The 26161-nt window shown below is 70.9% G+C and carries 20 protein-coding genes and 2 pseudogenes; 18 read left to right on the forward strand and 4 right to left on the reverse strand.

Features of this window, described 5'->3' with window-relative positions:
- Positions 1-196 precede the first annotated feature (196 nt).
- The 4 genes from lanKC to OG329_RS03630 all read left to right on the forward strand — a co-directional run bounded on the left by lanKC (position 197) and on the right by OG329_RS03630 (position 7067).
- Positions 197-2968, forward strand: a complete 2772-nt coding sequence (gene lanKC, locus OG329_RS03615) for a class III lanthionine synthetase LanKC (protein ID WP_405792729.1) — start codon at positions 197-199, stop codon at positions 2966-2968.
- 36 nt (positions 2969-3004) lie between these two features.
- Positions 3005-3133, forward strand: coding sequence for a SapB/AmfS family lanthipeptide (locus tag OG329_RS03620; protein ID WP_405792731.1), 129 nt, complete (start codon positions 3005-3007; stop codon positions 3131-3133).
- A 170-nt stretch (positions 3134-3303) separates the two neighbouring features.
- Positions 3304-5217 carry an ABC transporter ATP-binding protein gene (locus tag OG329_RS03625; protein WP_405792733.1) on the forward strand — a complete coding sequence of 638 codons (1914 nt, stop codon included), beginning with the start codon at positions 3304-3306 and terminating at the stop codon, positions 5215-5217.
- Positions 5214-7067, forward strand: a complete 1854-nt coding sequence (locus tag OG329_RS03630; protein ID WP_405792735.1) for an ATP-binding cassette domain-containing protein — start codon at positions 5214-5216, stop codon at positions 7065-7067. Before OG329_RS03625 ends, OG329_RS03630 begins: the two co-directional genes overlap by 4 nt.
- Before the next feature lie 34 nt (positions 7068-7101).
- Here OG329_RS03630 and OG329_RS03635 read toward each other — a convergent pair whose 3' ends face one another.
- Positions 7102-7704, reverse strand: coding sequence for a DNA-binding response regulator (locus OG329_RS03635; protein ID WP_405792736.1), 603 nt, complete (start codon positions 7702-7704; stop codon positions 7102-7104).
- Positions 7705-8110: 406 nt separating this feature from the next.
- On the opposite strand from OG329_RS03635, the pseudogene OG329_RS03640 reads away from it, so the two are divergent.
- Positions 8111-8161, forward strand: a pseudogene (locus OG329_RS03640) (hypothetical protein); the annotation flags it as partial.
- A gap of 46 nt (positions 8162-8207) precedes the next feature.
- A pseudogene (locus OG329_RS03645) lies at positions 8208-8549 on the forward strand (helix-turn-helix transcriptional regulator); the annotation flags it as partial.
- A gap of 279 nt (positions 8550-8828) precedes the next feature.
- On the opposite strand, the gene OG329_RS03650 reads toward OG329_RS03645, so the two are convergent.
- Positions 8829-9959, reverse strand: a complete 1131-nt coding sequence (locus tag OG329_RS03650) for a LacI family DNA-binding transcriptional regulator (RefSeq protein WP_405792738.1) — start codon at positions 9957-9959, stop codon at positions 8829-8831.
- Positions 9960-10185: 226 nt separating this feature from the next.
- Between OG329_RS03650 and OG329_RS03655 the strand changes: the two genes are divergently transcribed.
- The 11 genes from OG329_RS03655 (at position 10186) to OG329_RS03705 (ending at position 24196) form a co-directional block, all read left to right on the forward strand.
- A complete protein-coding gene (locus tag OG329_RS03655) occupies positions 10186-11454 on the forward strand; it encodes an ABC transporter substrate-binding protein (RefSeq protein ID WP_405792739.1) in 1269 nt (422 codons plus the stop codon).
- A gap of 135 nt (positions 11455-11589) precedes the next feature.
- Positions 11590-12435, forward strand: coding sequence for a carbohydrate ABC transporter permease (locus tag OG329_RS03660; protein ID WP_405792740.1), 846 nt, complete (start codon positions 11590-11592; stop codon positions 12433-12435).
- The gene (locus OG329_RS03665; protein WP_405792742.1) at positions 12419-13345 is read left to right on the forward strand and encodes a carbohydrate ABC transporter permease; all 927 of its coding nucleotides are present in this window, start codon (positions 12419-12421) and stop codon (positions 13343-13345) included. Before OG329_RS03660 ends, OG329_RS03665 begins: the two co-directional genes overlap by 17 nt.
- Before the next feature lie 45 nt (positions 13346-13390).
- Positions 13391-14155 (forward strand): SDR family NAD(P)-dependent oxidoreductase, encoded by a 765-nt coding sequence (locus OG329_RS03670; protein WP_405792743.1) that lies wholly within the window; start codon positions 13391-13393, stop codon positions 14153-14155.
- Positions 14143-15936: a heparinase II/III family protein gene (locus OG329_RS03675; RefSeq protein ID WP_405792745.1), complete on the forward strand. Its 1794-nt coding sequence runs from the start codon at positions 14143-14145 to the stop codon at positions 15934-15936. The genes OG329_RS03670 and OG329_RS03675 overlap by 13 nt, the downstream gene beginning before the upstream one ends.
- Positions 15937-15939: 3 nt before the next feature.
- Complete coding sequence (locus OG329_RS03680; RefSeq protein WP_405792747.1) at positions 15940-17925, forward strand: hypothetical protein; 1986 nt, start codon at positions 15940-15942, stop codon at positions 17923-17925.
- 3 nt (positions 17926-17928) lie between these two features.
- Positions 17929-18531 (forward strand): DUF624 domain-containing protein, encoded by a 603-nt coding sequence (locus OG329_RS03685; protein ID WP_405792749.1) that lies wholly within the window; start codon positions 17929-17931, stop codon positions 18529-18531.
- Positions 18528-19607: a DUF1565 domain-containing protein gene (locus tag OG329_RS03690; protein ID WP_405792751.1), complete on the forward strand. Its 1080-nt coding sequence runs from the start codon at positions 18528-18530 to the stop codon at positions 19605-19607. The genes OG329_RS03685 and OG329_RS03690 overlap by 4 nt, the downstream gene beginning before the upstream one ends.
- Positions 19604-20776: an SGNH/GDSL hydrolase family protein gene (locus OG329_RS03695; RefSeq protein WP_405801628.1), complete on the forward strand. Its 1173-nt coding sequence runs from the start codon at positions 19604-19606 to the stop codon at positions 20774-20776. The genes OG329_RS03690 and OG329_RS03695 overlap by 4 nt, the downstream gene beginning before the upstream one ends.
- An 11-nt stretch (positions 20777-20787) precedes the next feature.
- Positions 20788-23217 (forward strand): polysaccharide lyase 8 family protein, encoded by a 2430-nt coding sequence (locus tag OG329_RS03700; RefSeq protein WP_405792753.1) that lies wholly within the window; start codon positions 20788-20790, stop codon positions 23215-23217.
- Between the two features lie 4 nt (positions 23218-23221).
- Positions 23222-24196 (forward strand): acetylxylan esterase, encoded by a 975-nt coding sequence (locus OG329_RS03705; RefSeq protein WP_405792754.1) that lies wholly within the window; start codon positions 23222-23224, stop codon positions 24194-24196.
- 168 nt (positions 24197-24364) lie between these two features.
- Here OG329_RS03705 and OG329_RS03710 read toward each other — a convergent pair whose 3' ends face one another.
- The gene (locus OG329_RS03710) at positions 24365-25330 is read right to left on the reverse strand and encodes a pirin family protein (RefSeq protein ID WP_405792756.1); all 966 of its coding nucleotides are present in this window, start codon (positions 25328-25330) and stop codon (positions 24365-24367) included.
- Positions 25331-25490: 160 nt separating this feature from the next.
- Between OG329_RS03710 and OG329_RS03715 the strand changes: the two genes are divergently transcribed.
- Positions 25491-25844 (forward strand): tetratricopeptide repeat protein, encoded by a 354-nt coding sequence (locus OG329_RS03715; RefSeq protein WP_405792758.1) that lies wholly within the window; start codon positions 25491-25493, stop codon positions 25842-25844.
- A 95-nt stretch (positions 25845-25939) separates the two neighbouring features.
- On the opposite strand, the gene OG329_RS03720 is transcribed toward OG329_RS03715, so the two are convergent.
- Entirely contained in the window at positions 25940-26116 is a 177-nt protein-coding gene (locus OG329_RS03720; protein ID WP_405792759.1) for a hypothetical protein, read from the reverse strand.
- Positions 26117-26161: the final 45 nt, after the last annotated feature.

Genomic DNA, 26161 nt, shown 5'->3' on the forward strand with positions numbered 1-26161 from the left:
CTGCCTCGAACCGGCCCGCTCCCCCTTGGCCTCGGGCACCTCCCCGCCCAAACCCCGCACCCACTGACCCCGGGCAAGCCCCGCGAAATACCCCTGTTACTCGTGCGTAACGCACGGTTTTTCGGTGACATCGGCGACTATGGGCCTCCCTCGGCGGCGTGGCACGGTTGGCGCTGTCGCCGACGAGGGAGGGTGCGTGAACAAGGGATACGCCGTGTTCTGCGACGCGGACCGGAATTTCTACGACTCGCCTCACCACCTGTCCCCCGTCAACGACGCGCACCCGTCGGCCAATTCCGCGGATTCGGCGGATTCGGCCGGCTCCGCCGATGAGACAAACGCTGTTGTACGGGGGACGGGCCAGTGGTACGAAGCCGCCCGCCGCCCCGTACCCGACGGCTGGCAGCGTCATCGCAGTGGTGACTGGCTGGCCCTGCGGCCGGAGGAGCACGAACTGCCCGCCCAGGGTTGGAAGATTCATGTCTCCGCCTGTCTGGACAATGCGGAGTCGATTCTCGAACGGACCATGGCTTACTGCGTCGGCCGTGGTATCGCGTTCAAATTCGTGCCGAGCAGATATCTGCTGCACACCCGGAACGCCAAATACGCGGACCGCAGCGCGAGTGGGAAATTCATCACCGTCTACCCCGAGGACGACGAGCAGTTCGGCCAGGTCGCCGAGGAACTCGACGCCTCGCTGGCCGGCGAGCCCGGCCCGTACATCCTGAGCGACCTCCGGTGGAACACCGGCCCCGTCCATGTGCGTTACGGCAGCTTCACCCGTCGCGACTGCTACGCCGACGGCGTGCTGCGCCCGGCGGTCGAGAACGCCGACGGCAAGCTCGTACCCGACCTGCGCGGACCGGTCTTCCGGATTCCCGACTGGATCACCCCGCCCGACGTGCTGCTCCCCCATCTCCAGGCGCGGGCCGCGACGACCGTCGCAGCGTCGCCGTACATCGTGGAGCAGGCACTGCACTTCTCCAACGGCGGTGGCGTGTACGTCGGCCGCGACAGCAGGACCGGCGAGAAGGTGGTGCTCAAGGAGGCCAGGCCGCACGCGGGCCTGGCGGCGGACGGCGCCGACGCGGTGACCCGGCTCGGCCGGGAGCGGTACGCCTTGGAGCGGCTGTCGGGGCTGGCCTGCACGCCGGAGGTCCGCGACACGTTCGAAGTCGGCGGCCACCACTTCCTGGTGCTGGAGTTCGTGGCGGGAAAGCCCCTCAACTCCTTCTTCGCCGTCAGACATCCGCTGATCGACGCGGATCCCGGAGCCGAGCGACTCGCCGAGTACACGGCGTGGGCGCTGCGCGTGTACGGCCTGGTGGAGCAGGCCGTCGAGGCGGTGCACGCACGCGGGATCGTCTTCAACGACCTGCATCTGTTCAACATCATGGTCTCCGAGGACGAGTCGTCCGTCGTACTGCTGGACTTCGAGGCCGCCGCGCCCGCCGCCGACAACGGGCGGCAGACCGTCGCCAACCCGGCGTTCGTCGCGCCTGCGGACCGGCGCGGTCTCGATGTCGACCGGTACGCCCTCGCCTGTCTGCGCCTGGCCCTGTTCATACCGCTGACCAGCCTCTTCGCGATCGACCGTGAGAAGGCGGCGCATCTGGCGGAGGTGGTGGCGCGGGAGTTCCCCGTCGACCGTGCCTTCCTGGACGACGCGGTGGCGGAGATCATGCGCGTCCCGGGCCGGGACCGGGACCTTGGCCAGGACGCGGACCGGGGTCTGGGCCGGGAGACAGGGGCCGGCGCGAGCGCGCGGGCGCGGTCCGTCACACCGGCCGAACCCCGTATCCCGGCCGTGTCCTACCTGCCGGCCAAGCCGGCCGACTGGCCGGACAGCCGCGATTCGATGGTCCGCGCGATCCTCGCCTCCGCGACCCCGGAGCGCGACGACCGCCACTTCCCGGGCGACATCGCCCAGTTCGCCACCGCGGGCGGTGGTCTCTCCTTCGGCTACGGCACCGCCGGGGTGCTCTACGCGCTTGCCGAGAGCGGCGCCGCCCCGTGCCCCCGCGCCGAGGAATGGCTGCTGGAGCGCACCAAGCAGCCCGATTCCGGCACTCCGCTGGGCTTCTACGACGGTCTGGCGGGCCTCAGTTGGACCCTGCACCGCCTCGGCCATCCACATCGTGCCCTGGAGCTGGCCGAGTTGACGCTCCGTCAGCCGTGGGAGGAGCTGCCCGCCGATCTGCACGGTGGCGCCGCGGGGCTGGGCCTCGCGCTCAGCGCGCTCGGCGAGGCGACCGGCGAGAGCGGACTGGACGACGCGGCCCTGGTCTGCGCACAGTTCGCCGCCCGCGCCGTGGAAGCCGTCCCCCCGGGGACGGTCGCCGACAGCACCCACCGGGCCGGACTGCTGTACGGGGGCGCGGGCGTGGCGCTCCTCTTCATCCGCCTGTACGAACGCACCGGCGACACGGCCCTGCTCGACCTCGCGGCGCGGGCGCTGAACAGCGACCTGGACCGCTGCGTACGGAGCGCAGGCGGCACACTCCAGGTGAACGAGGGCTGGCGTACCATGCCCTACCTGGGCGCCGGCAGCGTCGGCATCGGAATGGTCATCGACGACTATCTTGTGCACCGCGCCGACGAACGGTTCGAGGGGGCACGCGGGGAGATCGTACGGGCGGCCCAGGCCACCTTCTACGCGCAGCCCGGACTCTTCCGCGGCGCCGCCGGCATGGTGCTCCACCTCAGCCGTACGTCGGCGACGGGCCCCGGCACCGAACCGGCCGACATCGCTCGGCAATTGAACACACTCTCCTGGCACGCACTGCCCTACCGGGGCCAACTCGCCTTCCCCGGTGAGCAGATGATGCGGCTCTCCATGGACCTCGCGACCGGCACCGCCGGTTGTCTGCTGGCAGTCGCCGCCGCTCACGCGGACGAGCCCGCACGGCTGCCGTTCCTCCCGCCGCTGAAGAAGCGGCCCATGAACCGGCTCCCTCAGGAGTCGTGACCAAGCACACCGTCCCCATAAAAGAGAGGCACCGTCATGAACCTTCTTGACCTGCAGTCGATGGAGACCCCGAAGGAAGAGGCCACGGGCGACGTCGCCACCGGCAGCCGGGCAAGCCTGCTGCTCTGCGGTGACAGCAGCCTGAGCGTCACCACCTGTCACTGACGACACCTCCGGTCGTCGGCCGGCCGACGACCTGGTGCCGCGAGCGCCGGACGGGCTCCCCAGCCCGTACGGCGCTCGCGGGCGTACGTCATCGCAACGCGCCGTCGCCGCACCCGCACCCGCACCCGCCGCACCGACCGCCGCCGCCCGAACCGAGGGGGACCCTCTTCTTGAAGACGCCGTCCGCTCCCGAGAGCCGTGACGCGACAGCCGCCGGTCTCCTGCTGGGCGCCGCACGGCACAGCGCGGGCCGCACCACGGCAGTCTTCCTCTGCTCCGCCGCGTCCGCGGCCGCGTCCCTCGCGCTTCCCGCCGTCCTCGGCCGCACCCTCGACCTCCTGCTCGACCGGAGCCCGGAGGCGGACCCCTGGCTGCTCGCCTGCGCGGCCGTCATCGTCGCCGAGGTACTGCTGGACGCGCTGGTGGCCCTGTTCGGCGGCACCACCAGCGCCCGTTCGGCCGCCTGGCTCCGCACCAGGGGCACCCGCCGCCTGCTCTCCGCCTGGCCCGGCCACGCCTCCCGCTTCCCGCCCGGCGACGTGGCCGTGCGGCTCACCGCGAACGCCACCGAGGCGAGTACCGCGCCCGTCTCCGCCGCGACGCTCGGCGCCTCGCTGCTCGCGCCGGTGGGAGCGGTCGTCGCGCTCTTCCTGATCGACCCGTGGACCGCGCTCACCTTCCTGGCGGGGCTGCCGCTTCTGATGCTGGTGCTGCGCGCCTTCGCCCGCGGTTCCTCCGACAGCGTCGCGACCTATCAGCGGGTCCAGGCCGACATCGCGACGCGCCTGGTGGAGGCGCTGGCCGGGGCACGGACGATCGCCGCCGCCGGCACCGAGGCCCGCGACCGTGACCGGATCCTGGCCCCGCTGCCCGAACTGGCCGCGCAGGGCAGCCGGATGTGGCGGATCCACGGCGCCGCCGTCGCCCGCAGCGGTGTGCTGATGCCGTTGCTGACGACCGCGGTCCTGGCGGTCGGCGGCATGCGGCTCGCCTCGGGGCACATGAGCGTCGGCGATCTGCTGGCCGTCGCACGTTACGCGGCGCTCGCCGCCGGGGTCGGTACGGCGGCGGGCCTGCTCGGCTCGCTCATCCGCAGCCGCGCGGCGGGCCGCAGGACGGCCGAGTTGATGGCCCTGCCCGCCATGACGTACGGAACGCGGAGCCTGCCGCCCGAGGGGCGCGGCACGCTGGAGCTGCGCGGGGTGGCCGTGACGCGCGACGGCCGGACCGTCCTCGACGCGGTGGACCTGACGATCCCCGGCGGCACGTCGGTGGCGGTGGTCGGCCGCTCGGGCGCGGGCAAGTCCACACTGGCGGCGGTCGCGGGGCGGCTCACCGAGCCGGACGAGGGCACCGTACTGCTGGACGGCGTCCCGCTCGGCGCCGTACCGCACGACGAACTGCGCCGAGAGGTCGGTTACGCCTTCGAACGCCCGGTCCTGTTCGGCGCCACGCTCGGCGAAGCACTGGCCGGCCGCACGCCGACGGCACGGGAGCGGACCGGGCCCGACGAACGGCCCCGGACGGACGAACGGACGCGGACCGAGGAACAGATTCGGACCGACAAGCAGGCACGGACCGACAAGCAGGCACGGACCGACGAACAGGCACGGACCGACGAACGGGTCCGGGCGGCGGCACGCGCGGCAAGCGCGGACGCGTTCGTACGGCTGCTCCCGCAGGGCTACGCGACCCCGCCGGGCGCCGCGCCGCTCTCCGGGGGTGAGCTCCAACGCCTGGGCCTGGCACGGGCGTTCGCCCGTGCCGGGCGGCTGCTGGTGCTGGACGACGCGACGTCCAGCCTGGACACCGTCACGGAACACCAGGTGGCACGCGCCCTCGCCGGGGACGTCCGCCACGGCACCCGGCTGATCGTCGCCCACCGCCTCTCCTCGGCGGCCCGTTGCGACCTGGTGGTCTGGCTGGAGGACGGCCGGGTACGGGCGACCGGCCCGCACGAGGAGCTGTGGCGCTCCGCCGGCTACCGCGCGCTGTTCGCCCCCACGGAACCCGCGTCGCCCCCGACGGCGGTCCTCGACCGCGGACACTCACCCACGCCCGCTGTCGAGGGGGCCGACCGATGAGGGCCGCCCCGAAGGCACCGGCCGACGGGACGCGACCCGGCCGGGGCATGCTGGGCCGGAACCTGCCGGCCGCCCGGCGGTTCCTGGGGAGCAGGAAACGGGTCCTCGTACGGCTCGGCGGATGGTCGTTGCTGGAGTCCGCGCAGACCTTCCTCGGCGGGTACTGCCTCGCCCAGGCCCTCGACCGCGGTTTCCTCGCCGGGCAGACCGGCACCGGTCTCGGCTGGCTCGCGGTCGGTGCCCTGGCGATCCTGGGTGCCGGACCTCCCGTACGCGGCGTATTCACCCAACTCGCCGAACTGACCGAGCCGTTGCGGGACGCTCTCGTACGGCGCGCGGTCCGGCAGGCGTTGCGCCGGGCGGTCACCGACCCGGCCCGCACCGACGACCGCTCGGACGCCGGCGCCGTCTCACGGCTCACCCACCAGACCGAGATCGTCCGCGACAGCTTCGCCGGGCTCGTCCTCACCGTGCGGGCGTTCGTCTTCAACGCCGTCGGCGCGCTCGTCGGCCTGCTGGCCCTCGCCCCCGAACTGCTCCTCGTGGTCGTACCCCCGCTCGTCCTGGGCATCGCGCTCTTCCTTGCCACGCTGCTCCCGATGGCCTCCGCCCAGCGCCGCTTCCTGGACGCCGACGAGGCCGTGGCGGAGGGGGTGGGCGCCGTCTCGGCCGGCCATCGCGACCTCGTGGCCTGCGGCGCGCAGGCGGACGCCGTGGCGGACACCGATCGGCTCTTCGACCGCGCCGAGCGGACCTCGCGGGTACTGGCGCGCTGGGCGGCGGTACGTACGGTGGCGCTCGGCATCGCCGGCCAACTCCCCGTGCTTCTGCTGCTCGTCACCACTCCATGGCTTCTGCGGCAGGGGATGACGACCGGTGCGCTGGCCGGTGCGCTCACCTATCTCCTCCAGGCGCTGCTGCCCGCGCTGCACAGCATGATGACCGCGCTCGGAGCGGCGGGGACACGGCTGCTGGTGGTGGTCGACCGCTTCCAGGACGCCACGGCCGCTCCCGGACCGCCGGTGCCCACACCCCGGCGCGCCGACGCAGGGATCGGGGCCGGTGCCGTACGCACTCCTCGCGACCACCACGCGCCGGCGGTCGAGGTCCGCGCCGTCACCCACGCCTACGGCCCCGGCTCACCGCCCGTGCTGGAACACCTCCACCTCACCGTCCTGCGCGGCGAACACCTGGCCGTCGTCGGCCCGAGCGGCATCGGCAAGTCGACCCTCGCGGGCGTCATCTCCGGACTCGTCACGCCCGACCTCGGCACGGTGCTGCTGGCCGGGGAACCGATGACCGGCAGGGCGGCCCATGAGCTGGCGGAGCGCCGCGTACTGATCCCACAGCAGGCGTATGTCTTCACCGGCAGCGTCCGCGACAATCTCCTGCATCTGCGGCCCGACGCGACGAGCGCCGAACTGGCCCACGCGGTCGAGGTGTTGGGCGCGGCGCCCCTCCTCCGCCGGCTGGGGGGCCCGGACGCCGTACTCGACCCCGGCAGGCTGTCCCACGGTGAGCGTCAGTTGCTGGCGCTGTGCCGCGCGTATCTCTCCCCCGCGCCGCTCGTCGTGCTCGACGAGGCCACCTGCCATCTGGACCCGGTCACGGAGGCACACGCCGAACGTGCTTTCGCCGAGCGCGCCCTCACCGCCGGGACCCGCGCCCGAGCCGGCGCGCTGATCGTCGTGGCCCACCGGCTGTCGTCCGCGCGCCGGGCGGACCGGACGCTCGTGCTGGACGGCACCACACCACGGTTCGGCACCCACGACGAACTGCTGACGAACTCCCCGCTCTACCGCGACCTGGTCGGCCACTGGCAGCGGACACCTCGGGCGGCCGGCGGCTGAGCGCCCCCGGCCGGAGCGTCGGTCACGAGCACCGCTACAGCCACCCGGCGTCCTGGGAGATACGGATGGCGTCCATGCGGTTGCGCGCGCCGACCTTGCGCATGGCGGAGGCCAGATAATTGCGTATCGTCCCGCTCGACAGACTCAGCGAGTGCGCGATCTCGCCGATCGGCAGCCCCTGCGCCGCGAGCGTCAGCGCGCTCAACTCCCGCGGGGTAAGGGGGATTTTCGTCGCTCTGAGGAAATCACAGGCCAACGAATCGTCCACGAATTGCTCGCCACGCGCGACCTGGTGAATTCCTTCGATCAGCCGGCTTGGGTCACCGTCCTTGTTGACATATCCCAGTGCCCCCGCCTCGAATGCCTTGAGGAGCGCTCCCGGCTTTCTCGCCGAGGTCAGCACCAATAACGCCCCCTTACCGCCCTGCCCGTTGCCGGGTACGGACCGCCCCGTGCGCGCCGGGTCATCGAGACAGTCGATATCGGCCACCCATACGTGCGGCGACGAACCGCGTGCCCCCTGGCGGCACAGCCGTCGGGCAGAGGCCGACACATCGAGCGTCTCCTCGCAGCGCAGCAACGCCACGAGAGCCGAACGGAACAGTCCCACCCTGTGTACGACTTGGACATTGATCATGCACGTCCTCCTTGTGGTGGTCGGTCGCCTGTCGGCATCACATCCACTGCCCCGCCTACGCCGGTCGGAACTCCGTATCGACCGGCAGGTGAGGCATTCTTCATACTGCCGTGAGCCCTCGTGCTCCCCAGTACGCCCCCCACGATATTTTCGCCGCCCGGTCCCCCGGAAAAGCTGTCACATCGAATCGGCCTGCGGAATGAAAAAGAGCTATCCGGTCAATCGGCGATTGAAATCAAGTCGAAGTCCTCTGAGCGACCAATCCCCACCCCGTTCCGCATATGCCCCGCACCTGCCCCACTCCTGCCACGCGGGGAGCAGCCACGACTCCGGACCGGGGCTGTCGTCGGCCGGGACGCTTGACCTTCGAGTCGGGTGGAAGGTTCAGCGTCGGGGCGTGAGCACGATGCGGATCTCCCAACTTGCCGGACGCTGCGGCGTCCCGGCCACCACCCTGCGTTTCCACGAGAGCGCCGGGCTGCTGTCCGCCGGCCGCACCCCGGCCGGCCTTCCCTTGGACCGTGGCCACCCTGGCCTCAGGGGCCGGAGTCTCCCGCGCGGCCCTCGCCCGACGCTTCACCCATCTGCTCGGCGACCCACCGATGACCTACCTGACCACCTGGCGGATGACTCTCGCCGCCGACCTCCTGCGCGAACCCGGAGCGACCATCACTTCGGTCGCCCACGCGGTCGGCTACACCGACAGCTTCGCCTTCAGCGCGGAAGCCAGATGTCGTCACTGTCGAGAAAGGCGATGTGGTCCCCGCGGGCCCGCTCGATCGCGAGGTCGAGTCAGTCAACGCCGCACTCCATCAGCGCCGCCGTTCTGGTCGTCACAGCGGTAAGCATCGTCCGCTGAACACCCGGCCCGCCGCAGCGTCGACGGCCGTCAGCTCCTCGGATCGGATACGTCGAAGTGGCGCAGCGCGTGGCACCCGGGCTCGCGGGACGGCTCCCACACACGAACACCGTTCGGCGCTGCCCCCTCCAGCGGAGCGATCACGCCCGCCGTGGCCGGAGCCGGCTTCCACACGTAGGAGTTGAGGATGTTCCGGTTGACGGCCTTCCGCTCCCGCCCCGTCCGGTCGCGCGACCTGGCGGGGCGGGGCGGTTCGACGTCGCCGCTATCCGGCCTCGGCGTTTTCGGCGCCCGCCGCGGCGAGTGCGGGAGCGGGGGACGGCGCCGGAACAGTGGATGGCGCCGGTGCGGTGACCGGCGCCGGTGCCGTCGATTCCCGTATCACCAGCCGGGGCCTGATCAGCAGCGACCGTCCGGCGGCCGGGGCCGATTCGATCCGGGCCCGCAACTGCTGGAAGGTCTCGGCCGCCATCTCCGGAAGCGGCTGGCGGACCGTGGTCAGCGGAGGTTCGAAGAGATCGGCGAGCAGGATGTCGTCGAACCCGACCACCGAGACGTCCCGCCCGGCGCGGAGCCCGGCGTCCTTGGCGCCACGGCAGATGCCGATCGCGCACATGTCGTTGATCGCGACGAAGCCGGTGGGCGGAGACGGTCGCGACAGCAGGTCCCGGGACGCGTTACGGCCCAGCTCCGCCGCGTCCTTGTCCCCGAACTCGGTGGTGTCCGCGCCGGGCCACACGATCGCGTCGGCCGGGTCGATGCCCGCCGATTCGAGCGCGGCCCGGAAGCCGCGAAGCCGCTCGCGGCGGTTGACGCTGTTGACCGAACCGGAGACGAACGCCAGTCTTCGGTGGCCCAGTTCGATCAGATGGCGTGTGGCGAGCTCGGCGCCCATCGCGTTGTCCACACTGATGCTGGACAGCGACGCCGGATCGCCCGCCTGCGCGGTGCGGTCGAAGGCGACCATCTTCAGACCCCGGCTGAGCAGCGGGGCGACATGGTCGAGCGAGGGCAGGGAGGAGCACAGGACCACCCCGCTGACCCCGTCGGCGAGCAGTTCCTCCCCGTACTTGAGCTCGCGGGCGGGATCGCGCTCACTGTTGCACAGCAGTACGTGGTAGCCGTCGGCCAGCGCGATGGCCTCCAGCTCTCTCGCGAGCGCGCCCCAGAAGGGGTTGGCGACGGAGGGCACGATCAGGCCGATGACCTTGATGCGGCCGGTGCGCAGCATGCGTGCCGCCCGGTTGGGCTGGTACCTGAGCTGCTTTATCGCCTGCTCCACACGAGCCAGGGTGGCCGCCTGCATGCGGTCCGTACGTCCGTTGAGAACGTTGGAGACCGTGCTCGCGGAGACTCCTGCCACCTCCGCGACCTGATGGATCGTTACCCCGCTCATGCCACCTCCGGTTCGGAACGTACTGCCGAGCCTAGTGTACCGATTTACTGAACAGGCTCCACCGGTACACCAGTTAACATCCCCGAAAAATTCTTGCGCATCACCTGTTGACGTCACTCTGAACGCGTTCCTAGCATCAGTGCATCGATTTACCAGTGCTTCTCAGCCATGTCCGGGAAGTCATCGCTGGATCGATCCACTGACTCCACCTCAAAAGGGGTGTCCCATGGAACTCAACAGACGATCTGTGCTCGCCGCCATCGGCGCGGGTACCGCCGCCGCCGCTCTCTCCGGCTGTGGCGGCGGCTCCACGGCCGCCGATTCGGCCGACGGCCCCGCCGAGGGCGAGATCACGCTGCTCACCCCGATCTACGAAGGTGCGAACGGCAAGACCCTGCTTGAGCAGGAGATATTGGGCGGGTTCCGGAAGAAGTACCCGGACGTCAAGGTGAACGTGGACTACACCACGTACCAACTGCTCAACGAGAAGATCACCACCGCTCTCGCGGGCGGGCTGCTGCCCGACGTGCTCATGATGGGCGTCGGCTGGATCCCCCCGTTCGCCGCGAAGAAGGCGATCGCCGAGCTGCCGGAGTCGCTCGCCACCGCGCACGACTACGAGAAGCGGGTCCTGGAACCGTCGCGCTACGACGGCAAGCTCTACGCGCTGCCCGTCATCCTGGACACCCGCATCGTCGTGTACCGCAAGGACCACTTCGCGGAGGCCGGGATCAAGAAGACCCCGGCCAACTGGCCGGAGCTGCGCGCCGTCGCGAAGCAGCTAACGAAGAACGGCCGTATCGGCTTCGACCCGTTCTCCATCGAACTGCGCCAGTGCTGGGAGACCTTCCTCTTCGCCAACGGCGGCCGGCTGTTCAGCGACGACGGCAAGGAGGTGCTGTTCACCGAGGCGAGTGGCGTCGAGGCGCTGCAATTCTTCAAGGACCTGATCAAGGACGGCTCGTCCGACTACGCGAAGAAGACGGACCCCGGTGCCCCCTCCAACGTACAGACGGGCAGGGCGTCGATGATGATGTCGACGAGCGCCCTGTGGGTGCAGACCAAGCAGCAGAACCCGGAGCTGATCGAGGGCGACAAACTCGGTGCGTTCGTCCTGGCCAACCGCAGGCCGGCGATGCTCCAGGGCGGCACGCTCGTCACCCAGTCCGCGCGTTCCAAGCACCCGGCCGCGGCCCGTGCGCTCGTCGAGTACCTGGCGTCACCCGACTCGATCCTCGGTGCGGCGAAGCAGCGCGGCTCGGTACCCGGTCTCCGGGATCTCAACGAGTCCGGATACGTCAAGGAGAACCAGTTCGTCGATCTCTCCCTGCAGAACCTGGAACACGCCGTCTCGGAGGGCGGGACCGCGGCGTGGATGGAGATCCGGGAAAAGATCAAGCCGACGCTGGAACCCGCCATCGTGGGCGGTCAGTCCGCGAAGGATGCCATCGCGGAGCTCGGCCGGCTCGCCGAGGCCGCCATCGGCCGGATGTAAGGACCCGACACTGTGTCAGCGACATCCGTAGTGAAGGCACGGCCCCCGCGGCCGCCTTCCCCTCCCGAGGCACCGAGGAAGAAGCGCACGGGCCGGGTCCCCACAGGTCCGGGACGCCGTCGGCGCCGGGCGGGCATGCTCATGGTGGCGCCCGCGCTGCTGCACGCGTCGCTGTGGATCGGTCTCCCGGTCGTGGTCTCGGTGGTCCTGGCCTTCACGAAGTACGACGTACTGACGGCCCCGGAGTTCGTGGGTCTGGGCAACTTCCGGGACATGCTGGACGACGCGGTCTTCGTCAAGTCCATCGGCAACACGCTCGTCTACACCTTCTTCACGGTGCCCGTCGGTATGGCGCTGGGCCTGCTGGTGGCACTGGCTCTGCACACCGGTCTCAAGGCACGCGGCATCTTCCGTACCGCGGTTTTCCTGCCCCAGGTCACCGCGACCGTCGCGATCGCCCTGGTCTGGCTGTGGATCTACAACCCCGGCAACGGGCTGCTCAACGCCCTGCTGTCGTTCCTCGGCATCGAAGGACCCGCCTGGCTCTCCTCGACGACGTGGGCGATGCCCTCGGTGATCCTGGTGGGCGTCTGGCAGGGCATCGGCATGAAGATGCTCATCTATCTCGCCGCGCTCCAGTCCCTGCCGAAGGAGTTGTACGAGGCGGCGTCCGTGGACGGCGCTTCCAAGGTCCGGCAGTTCTTCTCGATCACCCTGCCGCTGCTGAAGCCCGCGACGTTCTTCGTGCTCATCACCTCGATGATCAGCGCCTTCCAGTCCTTCGACCAGATCTACATCCTGACCGACGGCGGCCCCGCCAACAGCACCACGATGATGACGTACGAGATCTACAAGTCCGCCTTCCGGGAGTTCCGGGTCGGCTACGCCAGCGCACAGTCACTCGTGCTCTTCGTGCTGCTGATGGGCTTCACCCTGGTCAACAAGCGGATCATGGGAGGCAGCCGTGGCCACAACAACTGAACTGCGGAAGCCTGCCCCGGCTCCGGCTCCGGTGGCCGTGACCAAGGGCAAACGGGTCTCCGCCGGCCGGATCGCGCTGTACGTGACGCTGTCCCTGGTCTCGCTGCTGATGATGGTGCCGTTCGTCTGGATGGTGCTCACCTCGCTCAAGACGCCCGTGGAGATCGCGTCGCAGGACGCCGGACTGCTCCCGGAACACTGGCAGTTCGGGAACTACGCCGACGCGCTGAAGGCGGCGCCCTTCGCCACGTACGCCCGGAACAGTCTCGTCATCGCGATCAGCCACACCGTGCTCAATGTGCTGATCGCGTCGATGGCGGGGTACGCGCTCGCGCGCATCAGGTTCCGCGGCAGCGAGATGATCTTCTATCTCTTCATCGCGGCCCTCATGATCCCCACGTACACCAAGGTGCTGCCCGAGTTCCTGATCGTCCGCTTCATGCCGCTGGCCGGCGGGAACGACATCCTCGGCCAGGGCGGCAGCGGCTGGCTGGACAGTTGGTGGGCGCTCATCATCCCGGGCGCCGTCACCCCGTTCGCGGTCTTCCTCTTCCGGCAGTTCTTCCTGGATCTGCCGACGGAGCTGGAAGAGGCGGCCCGGCTCGACGGGCTCGGCGAGTTCCGTATCTACACCCGGATCATGAGCCCGCAGGTCAAGCCCGCGTTCATCACCGTCGCGCTGCTGACCTTCGAGTCCTCGTGGAACAACTTCCTCTGGCCGCTCCTGGTGACCCGTACGGACAGCATGCGGGTGATCCAGGTCGGGCTCTCCGTCTTCAAGACGGAGAACGGCCCCCAGTGGCACTTCCTGATGGCCGGCACCACACTCGCCACCCTTCCCATGGTCGTCCTCTTCCTCATCGGCCAGCGCTACTTCGTTCAGGGCTTCGCAACCGCCGGTCTCAAGTGACCGGTTCCGGCCCCTCATGGGCCGGTAACCGAAAGGGCTTCACCCATGTCTGCTGATCTCAACGGCTCCCGCGCACTGGTGACGGGAGCGGGCCACGGAATCGGCCGCGCCATCGCCGTCGCCCTGGCGGAGGCCGGCGCCGATGTCGCCGTCCACTACCACTCCTCCGCCGACGAGGCCGCGAAGACGGTCTCCGAAATCGAGGCGCTGGGGCGCAGGGCCAAAGCGTTCAAGGCCGACGCGACCGTGAGCGACGAGGTGGACGCACTGGTCGAGGAGGCCACCGGATTCCTCGGCGGTCTGGACGTCCTCGTCTGCAACGCGGGTCATCTGATCGGCCGCGAAAAGATCGCGGCCATGTCGGACGACCACTTCGACCAGGTCGTCTCCGTCAATCTGACCTCGACGTTCCGCACGGTGAGAGCCGCCCTGCCGCATCTGACGCGGTCCTCGGCCGGGCGCGTCATCACCATGTCGTCGCTCGCCGCGCACAACGGCGGCGGCCCCGGCTCGGTCGCCTACGCGGCCGCCAAGGCCGGCATCCTCGGCTTCACCAAGGGCCTGGCAAAGGAACTCGCGGGTACGGGAGTCACGGTCAACTCGGTGGCACCCGGCTTCATCAAGGGCACCGCCTTCCACGACACGTTCACCGCGCCCCAGGCCCAGCAGGCGATGGAGGCGGGCATCCCGGTCGGCCGGGCCGGCACACCGCAGGACGTCGCCCACACGGTCGTCCATCTGGCCTCGCCCGCCTCGGGCTTCCTGACCGCCACCACGGTGGACATCGACGGTGGCGTGTGGCCGCGTTGAGGCGGATCGCCCGGCAGCGGGGCGGCTGGTGGCACGCGTACGTCTGCCCGGCGCACGGGGTGGAACTCGACCACGGCGATCTCCTCGGCGGAGTCTTCCCCGAGGACGGTGCGCGCTGCGCGCTCGGCTGCCGGGTGGACACGGAAACGGTGCGCGGCGCCTGGCTGGTGCTGTCGCACCAGGCATGGGCGCGGCATCTGCGGGTGCTCGCGCATCAGGGCGAGCGCACCGAGGTGGTGGCACGGCTCGTCGAGTACTCCGCGGTGTACGCCGACCTCGCCACCGAGCGGCACGGCGAGGCGCAGACCTGGATGCTGCGCGGCCGGCTCTTCCACCAGGCGCTGACCGACGCCATCTGGGCCGTCAACATCGGGCATACGGTGAGCACCCTCGCCGGGACGGGCACGGGGGACCTGGTGGCGGTCCTGCCGCTGCTCGACGAACTTGAGCGGGCCGCGCTCGACGCCCGCTCCGTGCTGACCGGCCAGGGGCAGCTCGCGTCCAACTACACCGCGTGGCTGAACGCGGCAGGCGTGGCCACGAGCCGGGCCGCCGCCGCGGTGCGCGGCCGGGAGTGGGACGGTACCGAGAGGTGGCTGGAGGGCGACGACGGTCTGTACGCCCATCTGCGGGTGGCGGTCGCCGAGGACGGCTGGGAGTGGGAGGGCAGTACCTACTACCACGGGTTCGTACTCCGGGCGGCCCTGCTGGCACTGCGTTCCACCGACCCGGCGGTGATCCCGTCCGACGTGGTGGGTGCGCTGGCCTCGATGACGGATGTCCTGGCGGCGATCTCGACGGACGGCGGCATTCTTCCCGCGCTGCACGACGGACCGTATCTGCGCCGCCCGCTGGCTCTGGAATGGCTCGAACTGATCGCGCTCGCCCAGCAGTTGGTGCCTTCCGAGGCACTGGAAGCGGTGGCGGTACGGGCCCGGACCGAGCTCGGCGAGCACGACGACGGGCTGGACCGGCAGCTCGGCGGCTGGTTCGCGGGACCGCCGCTCCCCCGCCGGGCGGCACCCGGCCGACTCACCGTCTTCCGGTCGACGGGTTACGCCGTGGTGCGCGCGGAGGGCATTCACGCGCTGCTGGACTTCGGCCCGCACGGCGGTTCGCACGGGCACCGCGACAAACTGTCGCTGTATCTGTACGGGGCCACGACCCCATGGCAGCCGGACCCCGGCCAAGTGCCCTACGCGCACGCCGAGTTCCGTGATCTGTACACGTCCACCGAGGCCCATCCGGCGTTCCGGGTGGACGGCGCGGAGCAGGCGGAGTGCGCGGGCACACTGCTGGATTCGGACGCCGCCTCGGTCACCGCCGAGGTCACCACCGCGTACGAAGGGGTGCGCGCGGTACGGCGGGTGGCACTCGGCGACTGCTACCTGGTGGATCTGCTGACGGTGACGGTGACCGGCCGGGAAGCGCGCCGGATCACGGCCCAACTGCGCCCGGGAACGGCGCTGGACATCCAGTTGCAGGCCACCGGCCCCGTACGCACCACCTGGTACGGCGAGGAGACTCTGCACGGCTGGCACACCCACACCCCCGGGATACCGGTGCGTCCGGTGACCCGGCCCGGCCCCGGTCCCGCCGACGATCCGCAGCGCGCGCGCTCCCGGGTCGACTTCACCTGCGAGGCGGAGCGGGTCACCTTCGCCTCGGTGTACCAGGCGGCCTCCGCGGGCCCCGCGGTGAGCGACGTACGGCTCGACGGTGAGGAGCTGACGGTGACTCTGACGGACGGCTCCACCGCGCGCTTCCGGACGGAGGGCTGAGCCGTGCTGCTCTCCGCCACGCCGCCGCCGGGCCCGCGCCCCGCGCGGGAGGTCCGGCTGCGGGAGGAGGCCGCGCGCCACCGCGACCTCACCCCGCCCCGGACGCACCCGCCGGCCAGCATCACCTGGCTGGGCCCCGCCGCCTCCAACCCGGCTCTGGCGTACCGCGTCACCGGCGACCGCGCGCATCTGGACGAGAGCCGGCGCTGGATCGAGGCGGCGGTGCGGCTGCCGCACTGGGGCCGGGCCCATATGCCGGACCACGACCTGGACGCGGGCTGGCTGCTGCATCATCTGTCGCTCGCCCTGCGGTGGGTCGGTGACGAACTGCCGGACGGGGTACGGGCGTTGCTGCGGGAAAAGCTGTCGCTCCAGGGCCGCCGGATGTACGAGTTCGCGGTGGCGAGCGAGGGCCGCTGGTGGTCGTCGTCGTACTGGCAGAACCACAACTGGATCTGCTATGCGGGCCTGGCGACCGCCGGTTACGTCCTGGGCGAGGAGGAGTGGACGGAGCGCGCCAGGAACAACCTGGGCACGGTACTGGACCTCCTGCCGGCCGACGGTTCCCATGCCGAAGGCGTCGTGTACTGGCGCTACGGAGTGCCGTTCCTGGCGATCCATCTGGATCTGTTGAAGGAGGCGGAGGGCATCGACTGGTGGGAGCGCGGCGGCTTCCTCGCCAACACCTTCCGCTACCGGCTCCACCAGACGGCGCCCGGTTTCGCGTTCAACGTCGACCACGGGGACTGCCACGACCGGCGCAGCGGCCACAGCGCGGGGCTGTACTACCGGCTCGCCGCCCAGTACGGCATCGCGGAGGCCCAGTGGATGGGCGATCTGGCGTCGGGCGAACTGCTGCGGCAGGAGGCGGCGGAGAGCGGGGTGCGGCCGGGAATCCTGCCGGAGGCCTATCTGGAGTATCTGTGGTACGACCCGTCCGTACCGGCTGCCCGGCCCACCGAGACCCGTGCGTACTTCCCTGATCTCGGGCTGCTCGCGGCCCGCACGGGGTGGGACGACGACGCCACGCTGGTGTCGTTCAAGGCGAGTCCGGGTGGCGGTCACACCGCGTGGGAGACCTCGGCCGGGCACCGGGCCGAGCTGGGCTGGGAGACCCTGAACCAGGGGCACCACCACCCGGATTCGGGGTCCTTCGTGCTGATCTCGCAGGGCGCGTTCCTCGCCGTGGACGAGGGTTACAGCAACCGCAAGCGGGCGGCGCACCACAATCTGCTGCTGGTGGACGGCCAGGGGTACGCGGACGAGGACCGTTACCACGTATACCAGGACATTCCGTACGAGCGGCAGGCCAGACAGCGCGATGTGCTGGTGGACACCGAGATCGGCTGGGCGCACGCCACGGCGGAGATCGCCGCGATGTACGACCCGTCGCTGGGCGTCCGGCGGCTGGACCGGACCCTGGTGTTCACGCCGTCGGGGCGGCTGGTGCTGCTCGACCTGGCCGAGGCGGAGGCGGAGCGGGAGTGGACATTCCTGCTCCAGACCGACCGCCCGACTCAGCCGCGGCCGGACGGCGGCCGGCTGATCAGGTCGGGAGCGGCCACCGCCCTCGTACAGCGGTTCGCACCTCACGACGCCTCAGTCACCTGCGAGGTCACCGAGGTCGAGGCCAATCCGACGTCCAGTACGCCGGACCTGCGTCTCACGCGGACGCTCCACACGCTGCGTTCGAGCGCCCCGCGGTCGTCGAACGGTCTCTTCCTCACCGCCATCACGCCCGAGGAGGCACCTTCCGGACGGCAGATCGCGTGCCTGGACGGGCACGGCGTCACGTTCGCGGAGGCCGGGGAGCGTGTCCTGCTGTCCCCCGTCACCCGGCGGATCCGTACATCCGGGGTGAGCGCCGACGCCGCCGCCGTGCTGATCCGCGCCGGCGCCGCGCCGTACGTGGTGCGGTGCACGCGGCTGGAGTTGGACGGGCACGTGCTCCTCGACGTGGCGGAGCCGTACACGGGAAAGGTCGGCTGAATCATGCGGGCAACTCTGTCGTCCGGCTGGCCGACGCTGCTTCGGCGGCTGGAGTTCATCGCCTACCCGGCCGTCGCCGGGGCCGCGTGCGCCGTGCTGTCGCTGGGTGTCGTGACCTGGCTGCCCGCGCTCGCGGCGATGGCGCACGCGCTGCAACGGTGGCGTACGGAAGGGGACAACCGCGTGTTCGTCAACGCGTTCGCCGCGTTCCCCCGGTACTGGCGCGCACTGTGGCGGCACGGGCTGGTGTCGACGGCGGCGGCGGTCGTCCTCGTCGCGAACATCGTGTATCTGCTGTCCCGTTCGGAGCCGTGGACCTTCGTCGTGCTCGCCGCGCAGGTGGGCATCGCCGCCGCGCTCGTCATCCATCACATCGCACTCGCCGCCGAGGCCGGCCGGACACCGCGGGGCTCGGTCCGCACCTGGTCGGCCGGGGCGCTGGCGCTCGGCTTCGGGTCCCCGGCCCGGGGCACCGCACTGCTCGGCGCGGTGGTCTCCGCCGTGCTGCTCTCCCTCGTCGTACCGCTGGGGCCGCTGCTGCTGGGCCCCAGCATCCCCGTACTGCTCGCTCTGTCCTTCGCCGATCCCAGGAGGCACACCTCATGAGCCACGCACTGCGCACCACTTTGGCCGCCGCGCTCGCCGCGGGCACCGCGCTTCTTCTGCCGGCGCCTTCCGTCGCCGCCGAGGCGGCGACGGCGTACTACGTCTCACCGTCCGGCAGCGACGCCAACGCGGGTACGTCGGCGGGGGCGCCGCTCGCCACGATCCAGAAGGCCCTCGACCTCGCCCCCACGGGCGCGGTGGTGAACCTGGCGGCCGGCACCTACCGGCAGGACGCGGTGACCAGGCGCCCCGGCGTCACGGTCACGGGCCCGTCGAACGCCGTGGTGAAAGGGGCGGGCGGCGCCCGGATCATCCAGGTGCAGCACGACTCCACGACGCTGAGCGGCTTCACGGTGGACGGGTTGCACGGCTCGTCCACCGACGTGGCGGGCTATCGCCTGAAGCTGATATATGTCATGAGCACGACTCCCGGAAACGGGGTGGGTGCCCTGCGCATCACCGGAATGACGCTCAAGAACGCCGCCGACGAATGCGTGCGGCTGCGCTATCTGGTCACCGGCGCGGAGGTGGACAACAACACCGTCACCAACTGCGGGGTCGCCGACTTCAAGTTCGGCGGCGGCGGCAAGAACGGCGAAGGCATCTACCTCGGGACAGCACCCGAGCAGCAGGGCGCGAACGGCGCCCCGGACGCCGCGCCGGACATCAGCAGGAACAACCGCATCCACCACAACACCATCGACACCCAGGGCAACGAGTGCGTCGACGTGAAGGAGAACTCGACCAACAACTACGTCGAGTACAACGACTGCACCGGCCAGAAGGACGCCTCCTCCGGCGGTCTCGACGCACGCGGCAGCGGCAACATCTTCCGCTACAACACCGTGTACGACAACGTCGGCGCCGGTGTCCGGCTCGGTGGTGACACCGCGACCGACGGCATCGACACGAGTGTGTACGGCAACACGATCACCGGCAACGCGAGCGGTGGCATCAAGTTCATGCGCACCCCGCAGGGCCCCGTGTGCACCAACACCATGAGCGGCAACACCGGCGGCAACGCGGTCGGCACCTACGGCGGCCAGTACGCGCCGACCGGGCCGTGCCCGCAGTGACCGGCCGGGGGCCCGCGAGACGCGGGGTACTGACGGCGGCGGCCGCGGGAGTGGCCGCGGTGGCGGTCGCCGCACCCGAAGCCCAGGCCGCGCCGACGGCCCGAAGCAGTGACAGCGGCAGCGGCGGGGCCGGCGGGGCGCGCTGGGCCACGTCCTGGGCGACGGCACAGACCGCGCCGACCGAGACCGACGCCGTGGCGGCCCGCGGCCTCACCGACGGTGTGTTCACGGCTGTCCTGCGACTGTCGGCCGGTGGGCAGGTACGTCTGCGGTACGCGAACGCCTTCGGAGCCGTACCGGTCCTGATCGGTCCGGTGACGGCCGGCGGGCGTGCGGTGACGTTCGGCGGGAGGCGGCAGGCGTGGCTGGCCGCGGGCGCTTCCCTGACCAGTGATCCGGTCGACGGGCCACGTGTTCCGGCGGCGTCGCGGCTGACGGTGGAGACCCAACTGCCCGGCCCCACCGGTCCCTTGTCCTTCCATCGCAACACGCATGCCTCGCACACCGTCGACGGGGTGCGCACCACCTCGGTGTTCCTGCTGACCGGCGTCGAGGTGACCGGCGCCCACGGCCCGGTTCTCGCCGTGCTCGGCGACTCCATCGCGGAGGGCGTCGGCACGCCCGACGACACGGACCTGCGCTGGCCGGACCAACTGGCCCGGCGGCTCCCCGGATCGGCTGTCGCCAACCTGGGCATCAGCGGCAACCGGCTCCTGCTGGACGACGCCCGGTTCGGGCCCGGCGGGCAGGCCCGGTTCGACCGCGACGTCCTCTCGCTGCCGGGGCTGCGCACCGTGCTCGTCCATCTCGGTATCAACGACCTTCAGCAGCCGCCCGCCCAGACGGACCCCGCTCGCGTCCTGGCCGGCTACCGCCAACTGGTACTGCGTGCCAGGAACGCGGGGCTGCGAACCGTCGGCTCGACCATCACCCCGTTCGAGGGGTGGACCCGCTGGACGCCGGAGCTCGACACGGTCCGGCAGCAGATCAACCGCGCTGTGCGCACCGGCCGGCTGTTCGACGCGGTCGCCGACTTCGACGGCGCGCTGCGCGATCCCGCACAGCCGTCGCGCCTGCTGCCCGCGTTCGACAGCGGCGACGGCCTGCACCCCAATCCTTCCGGTCACGCCGCGCTCGCCGCGGCCGTCGACCGCCGACACCTCCTGTGAGGGCCCGACACATGAACCCAGGCACCGGCAGAGGCACCACCCGCCGCACCGTCCTGGCAGGAACCGCCGCGCTCGGCGCGGCCGTCACCCTGCCCCTCGCCCTTACCTCCGGGACCGCCCACGCGGCCGCCGGGCACGCTACCGCCGAGGACCCGGCCGCACTCCGCGCCCGCTGGCACACCCTGCTCACCGGGGGCGCCGGTCTCGACCTGACGGACGAGCGGATCGCGGCGGCCGTCGCCCGGACCGGCCGTGCCGCGACCACAGCCGCGACGGGCCTGGACCCGTCCCGTACCGACGGCCTGTTCCCCGACCTGACCAGCGTCACGCTCTCCAACCACGTCACCACGTCGTTCAAGCGGCTCGCCACGATCGCCACCGCGTGGGCGGTGCCCGGCACCGCGCAGTACGGGGACGCGGCCCTCGCGGATCAACTGCTCGCGGGTATCGACTGGATGCTGACACACCGTTACGGCCCCGAGCACTCCCGTTTCGACAACGACTGGGACTGGGAGATCGGGTCGGCGCTCGCGCTCAACGACGCGTCCGTGCTGCTGTACGACGTGCTCGGCACGGAGCGGCTGACCCGGATCACCACGGCCGTACGGCACTACACACCCGATCCGAATCTGTGGCGGGCGGACCGGCAGATCGCGACCGGGGCGAACCGGGTGTGGATCTCCACCGTGGTCGCGGTCAACGCCGTCCTGCGGGCCGACGGGGACGCCCTCACCCGGGTGCGCGACGCGCTTTCGGACGTGGAGGGTTCAGGTGCCAACAGTGTCCTGGCCTTCAACGACCGCGCGGACGGCTCGGCGGGCACCGGTGAGGGCTTCTACTCGGACGGCTCGTTCCTCCAGCACTACAAGCACCCGTACAACGGCGGTTACGGCAAGGAACTGCTCAACAACCTCTCCCGGCTGCTGAATCTGCTCGCGGGCACCGGGTGGGCGGTCACCGACCCCGAGCTCGACAACGTCCGCGGCTGGGTCGACGACGGTTTCGACCCGCTGCTGGCCCGTGGCGATGTGATGGCCTCGGTGTGCGGCCGTGAGATCGCGCGTCCCAGCAAGCAGGGGCACGCCTCGGCGCAGACGGTCATCGAGGCGGTGGTGCGGCTTATCCCGAGCTTCCCGGGCGACACGGCCGACCGGTTCACCGCGCTGGTCAAGCAGTGGATCGCCGAGGACACCTACCGGGACTTCCTGGCCGTCACCGACCTCGCCTCGCTGGTCGCCGCCCGCCGCGTCCTCGACTCCCCCGTCCCCGCGCGCGGCCCGCTGGTCGCCCACAAGCAGCACCCGAGGATGGACAAGGCGGCACACCACAGGCCGTCGTTCGCGCTCGGCATCTCCGCGTACTCGAGCCGGATCTACAACTACGAGTCGATCCAGAACGAGAATCTGCACGGCTGGCATCTCTCCGACGGCATGGTGCTGCTGTACACCGACGACCTCGGGCACTACAGCGAGGACTACTGGCCCACCGTCGACCCCGCCAGGCTGCCCGGCACCACGGTCGTCGCGGGCAGGCCGGCGAACGCGGCGGGGCAGCGCACGACGAGCACGGCCGACTGGGCGGGCGGCACCGCACTGCCGGGGACGACCCTCGGCGCGTACGGCATGGAGCTGCGGGCGTACGGGAGTTCGCTGCACGGCCTCAAGAGCTGGTTCTGTCTGGACGATGTGATCGCCTGCGTCGGCTCCGGCATCACGGCGGACACGGGGCCGGTCGAAACCGTTGTGGAGAACCGCAAGCTGCGCGACCCGCACGCCACGCTGCTCATCGACGGAAAGGTTGCCCCGACCGACGCCGGCTGGTCGGCGCGGCTCGACGGGGTGCGGTGGCTGCATGCCGAAGGGACCGGCGGGTACGTCTTCCCGCAGACCGCCACGCTGCGCGGTCTGCGTGAGGAACGCACCGCGACCTGGCAGGAGATCAACCTCAAGTACGGCACGGACACCCCCGTGACCCGCCCGTATCTGACGCTGTGGCAGGACCACGGCGCGGCTCCGGCCGGCGCGGGCTACTTCTGGCTCCAGGCACCGGCCGCCTCCGCCGGGCGCACCAGGCAGTGGGCGGCCGCGCCCCCGGTGGAGCTCGTCACGGACTCGACGGCCGTACACGCCGTACGCCGCCGCGCGGACGGTCTGCTCGCCGCGAACTTCTGGACCGCGGGCGCGTCTGCGTCCCGGGAGCTCGCCGCGGACGGCCCCGCCTCGGTGCTGGTACGGCCGGAGGGCCGGACCGTCACCGTGGCGCTCTCGGATCCGACGCAACTGCGGTCCTCGGTGGTCGTGGACCTCGCCCGGCGCGGCCTGACGGTCGTCACGGCCGACCCCGGCATCCGCGTCACCGCCACGGGACAGGGCACGCGGATCACCGCCGACACGGCGAACCTGCACGGCGCGACGCTCAATCTCACCCTGAAGAGGAGCTAGACCCTTGCTGTTCGACATGCCTCTGGAGCAACTGCGTGAGTACCGGCCACAGCCGGAGGAGCCGGCCGACTTCGACGCCTTCTGGGAGAAGACGCTCACCGAGACGGCTCATCACGGCCTGGACGCCACATTCGTGCCGTACGACGCCGGATTGGCGACCGTGGACGTGTTCGACGTGACGTTCCGCGGCTGGGGCGGCCAGCAGGTGAAAGCCTGGCTGATGCTGCCGCGCGTCCGCTCGGGACCGCTGCCGGCCGTGGTGCAGTACATCGGCTACAACGGTGGCCGTGGCATCCCGTACTCCTGGCTGACCTGGAGCGCGCTCGGCTACGCCCACCTCGTCATGGACAACCGGGGCCAGGGCGGCGGCGGCAAGAACACCTCGGACACCCCGGACTTCGGCCCGGACGGGCACGGATCGTCCTCCCCCGGATTCCTGACCCGCGGCATCGAGGATCCCGGCCGGCACTACTACCGGCGGCTCATCACCGACGCGGTACGGGCCGTCGACGCGGTGAAGGCCCACGCGGCCGTGGACCCTTCCCGGGTCGCGGTCCTCGGCGGCAGCCAGGGCGGCGGTCTCGCCCTGGCGGTGGCCGGGCTGCGCGGGGACGTGGCGGCAGCGGTCGCCGATGTGCCGTTCCTGTGCCACTTCCGGCGCGGGTCGCGGATCACGGACGCGGGACCCTACGCGGAGATCGCCCGCTGGCTGTCCGGGCACCGCTTCCGGGTCGAGGAGGCGATGGAAACCCTGTCGTACTTCGACGGGGTCAACTTCGCGGCGCGGGCCACCGCGCCCGCGTGGTTCTCGGTGGGGCTGATGGACCGGATCTGCCCGTCCTCGACCGTGTTCGCGGCCTACCACGCCTACGCCGGTCCGGCCGAGATCGAGGTGTTCCCGTACAACGGCCACGAGGGAGGCGCGGAGTACGACCTGCCGCGCAAGCTCTCGGCGCTGCGTGGCGTGTTCGGTCAGTAGGTGACGGGGGCCGGTGGGCGGCGACAGGAGTGTACGTTCGTACGCTCGCGAACCTTTTGCCGCGCTTTCCGCAGATCAAGGCGGATCTCGGCATCGGCAACGCCGCTTACGGTCTGGCCGTCGCGGCGTACACCACGAAATTCCCGGCCCCCTGCCAATCAGGCCAGGTCAGCGCACACGGCCGCGTGGTTTCAAGGCCACCGGGGGGAGCTCCGGGGCGGAGAGGCGGGTGCCGTCGTAGCCCGTTACGTCGCCGAAGCGGGTGCTGTCCATCCAGTCCTTGCGGGCCGCCTCGATCTCCTCGTGCGAACGGCCGATGAAGTTCCACCACATCACGATCTCCTCCTCGAACGGCTCGCCGCCCAGCAGCATCAGGCCGGCCGGTGAGTCCGTGCGGATGGGGAGTTCGGTACGGCCGCAGCCCAGGTAGAGCATCGAGCCCGCCGGGACGGGGACGCCGTCGACCTCCGACTCGCCCGACATCGCCAGTACCGCGTACTCGAAGTCGGGGTCGAGCGGCAGTCGCGCGTCGGTGCCCGGGGTGAGTGTCAGGTCGGCGCCGACAATGGGGGTGTACGTCGTGCCCGGTGAGGTGGTGCCGTCCAGGGTGCCGAGGATGACCGTGGCCGACAGGCCGGGAGCCGTGACGACGGGGAGGTCCGCGTGGTGCTGGAAGTGCGGGTCCACGTCGCGGTGGGCGTCGGGGAGCGCGACCCACAGTTGGGCGCCGTGCAGCAGCCGGGCGTGCGGGCGGGGGCTCTCCTCGGAGTGGCTGATCGCCCGGCCCGAGGTCATGAGGCCCAACTCCCTTGGGCGTACGGTCTGGAGGCTGCCCAGGCTGTCACGGTGCAGGACCTCGCCGTCATGGAGCCAGCTCACCGTCTGGAGTCCCATGTGCGGGTGGGGCGGCACCTGCATGCCCGGCTCGTCGGCGATGTCGTCGGGGCCGTAGTGATCGACGAAGGCCCACGCGCCGACCATGCGGCGTCCGAGGTTGGGCAGCAGCCGGCGCACCTCGGTGGACTCGCCGAGCTTGACATGACGGGGGCTGAGAAGTTCACGCACCGGCTCGGCGACGACGAAGCCACGGCCGCCGCAGACGGAGAGCGTCGCCTCACGATCAAGATTGCTCATGGCGCACAACCTAATCCCGACCGGCACCCCGTGGCAGCATCCACACGATAACGGTCGAGCAGATTGTCCAACATTCAACCATCGGAATGTTCCGCCACCTTCCGCTGTTGTGGACCGGTGAACGCCGATGATGACGGACCGGAAGGACCAGGAGGACCCAGTGGACATCAGCTCGTACTACGACTTCGGAACCGCCTCGGAGCGCTGGGCGCGCGCTCAGCAGTTCTTCGACGCGCACGAGTACGTCACGGCGGCCCGCATCCTCGAAAGCCTCGTGGCGGAGGTCCCGGAGCAGGTCGCCCCGCGGCTGCTGCTCGCCCGCGCCTACTACCACTCCGCCCGGCTCCGGAAGGCGGAGACGGAACTGCTCGCCGTACTGGAGCGTGACCCCGTCGAGCAGTACGCGCGCCTCATGCTGGGCCGCACGCTGGAGCGGCAGGGGCGGGCCACGGACGCCGGACCGCATCTGCGGATGGCCGCCGCGCTGGCGGGTGAGTTCCCCGACAGCGCCTGACCGCGGCAGCGCCTGACGCGACACGGCTGGACGCCCCCTTGGACGGGGCGTCCAGCCGTTCGCCGTCGGACCGGCGGCGGGTGACAGCGTCGGACTCAGTCCTCTCCGCGCACCACGTTCCAGTCCTGATCCACCATCTCCTGCCGTCCTTGGCCGTCGCTTCCCGACTCGCCTTCGCGGATCGTCAGGCGCGCGGGCAGACACGTACGCAACTGCCCCTCGCGCTCGGACGATCGGCCGCGAGCTGTCCACGGGCCCTGGTCGGTCTCCATCTCAAACTCCTTGTCTTCGCGTCTCCGCGTCTGCGCGTCTGCGCG

It is taken from the genome of Streptomyces sp. NBC_01506 (assembly GCF_045040295.1).
Taxonomy (GTDB): Bacteria; Actinomycetota; Actinomycetes; order Streptomycetales; family Streptomycetaceae; genus Streptomyces.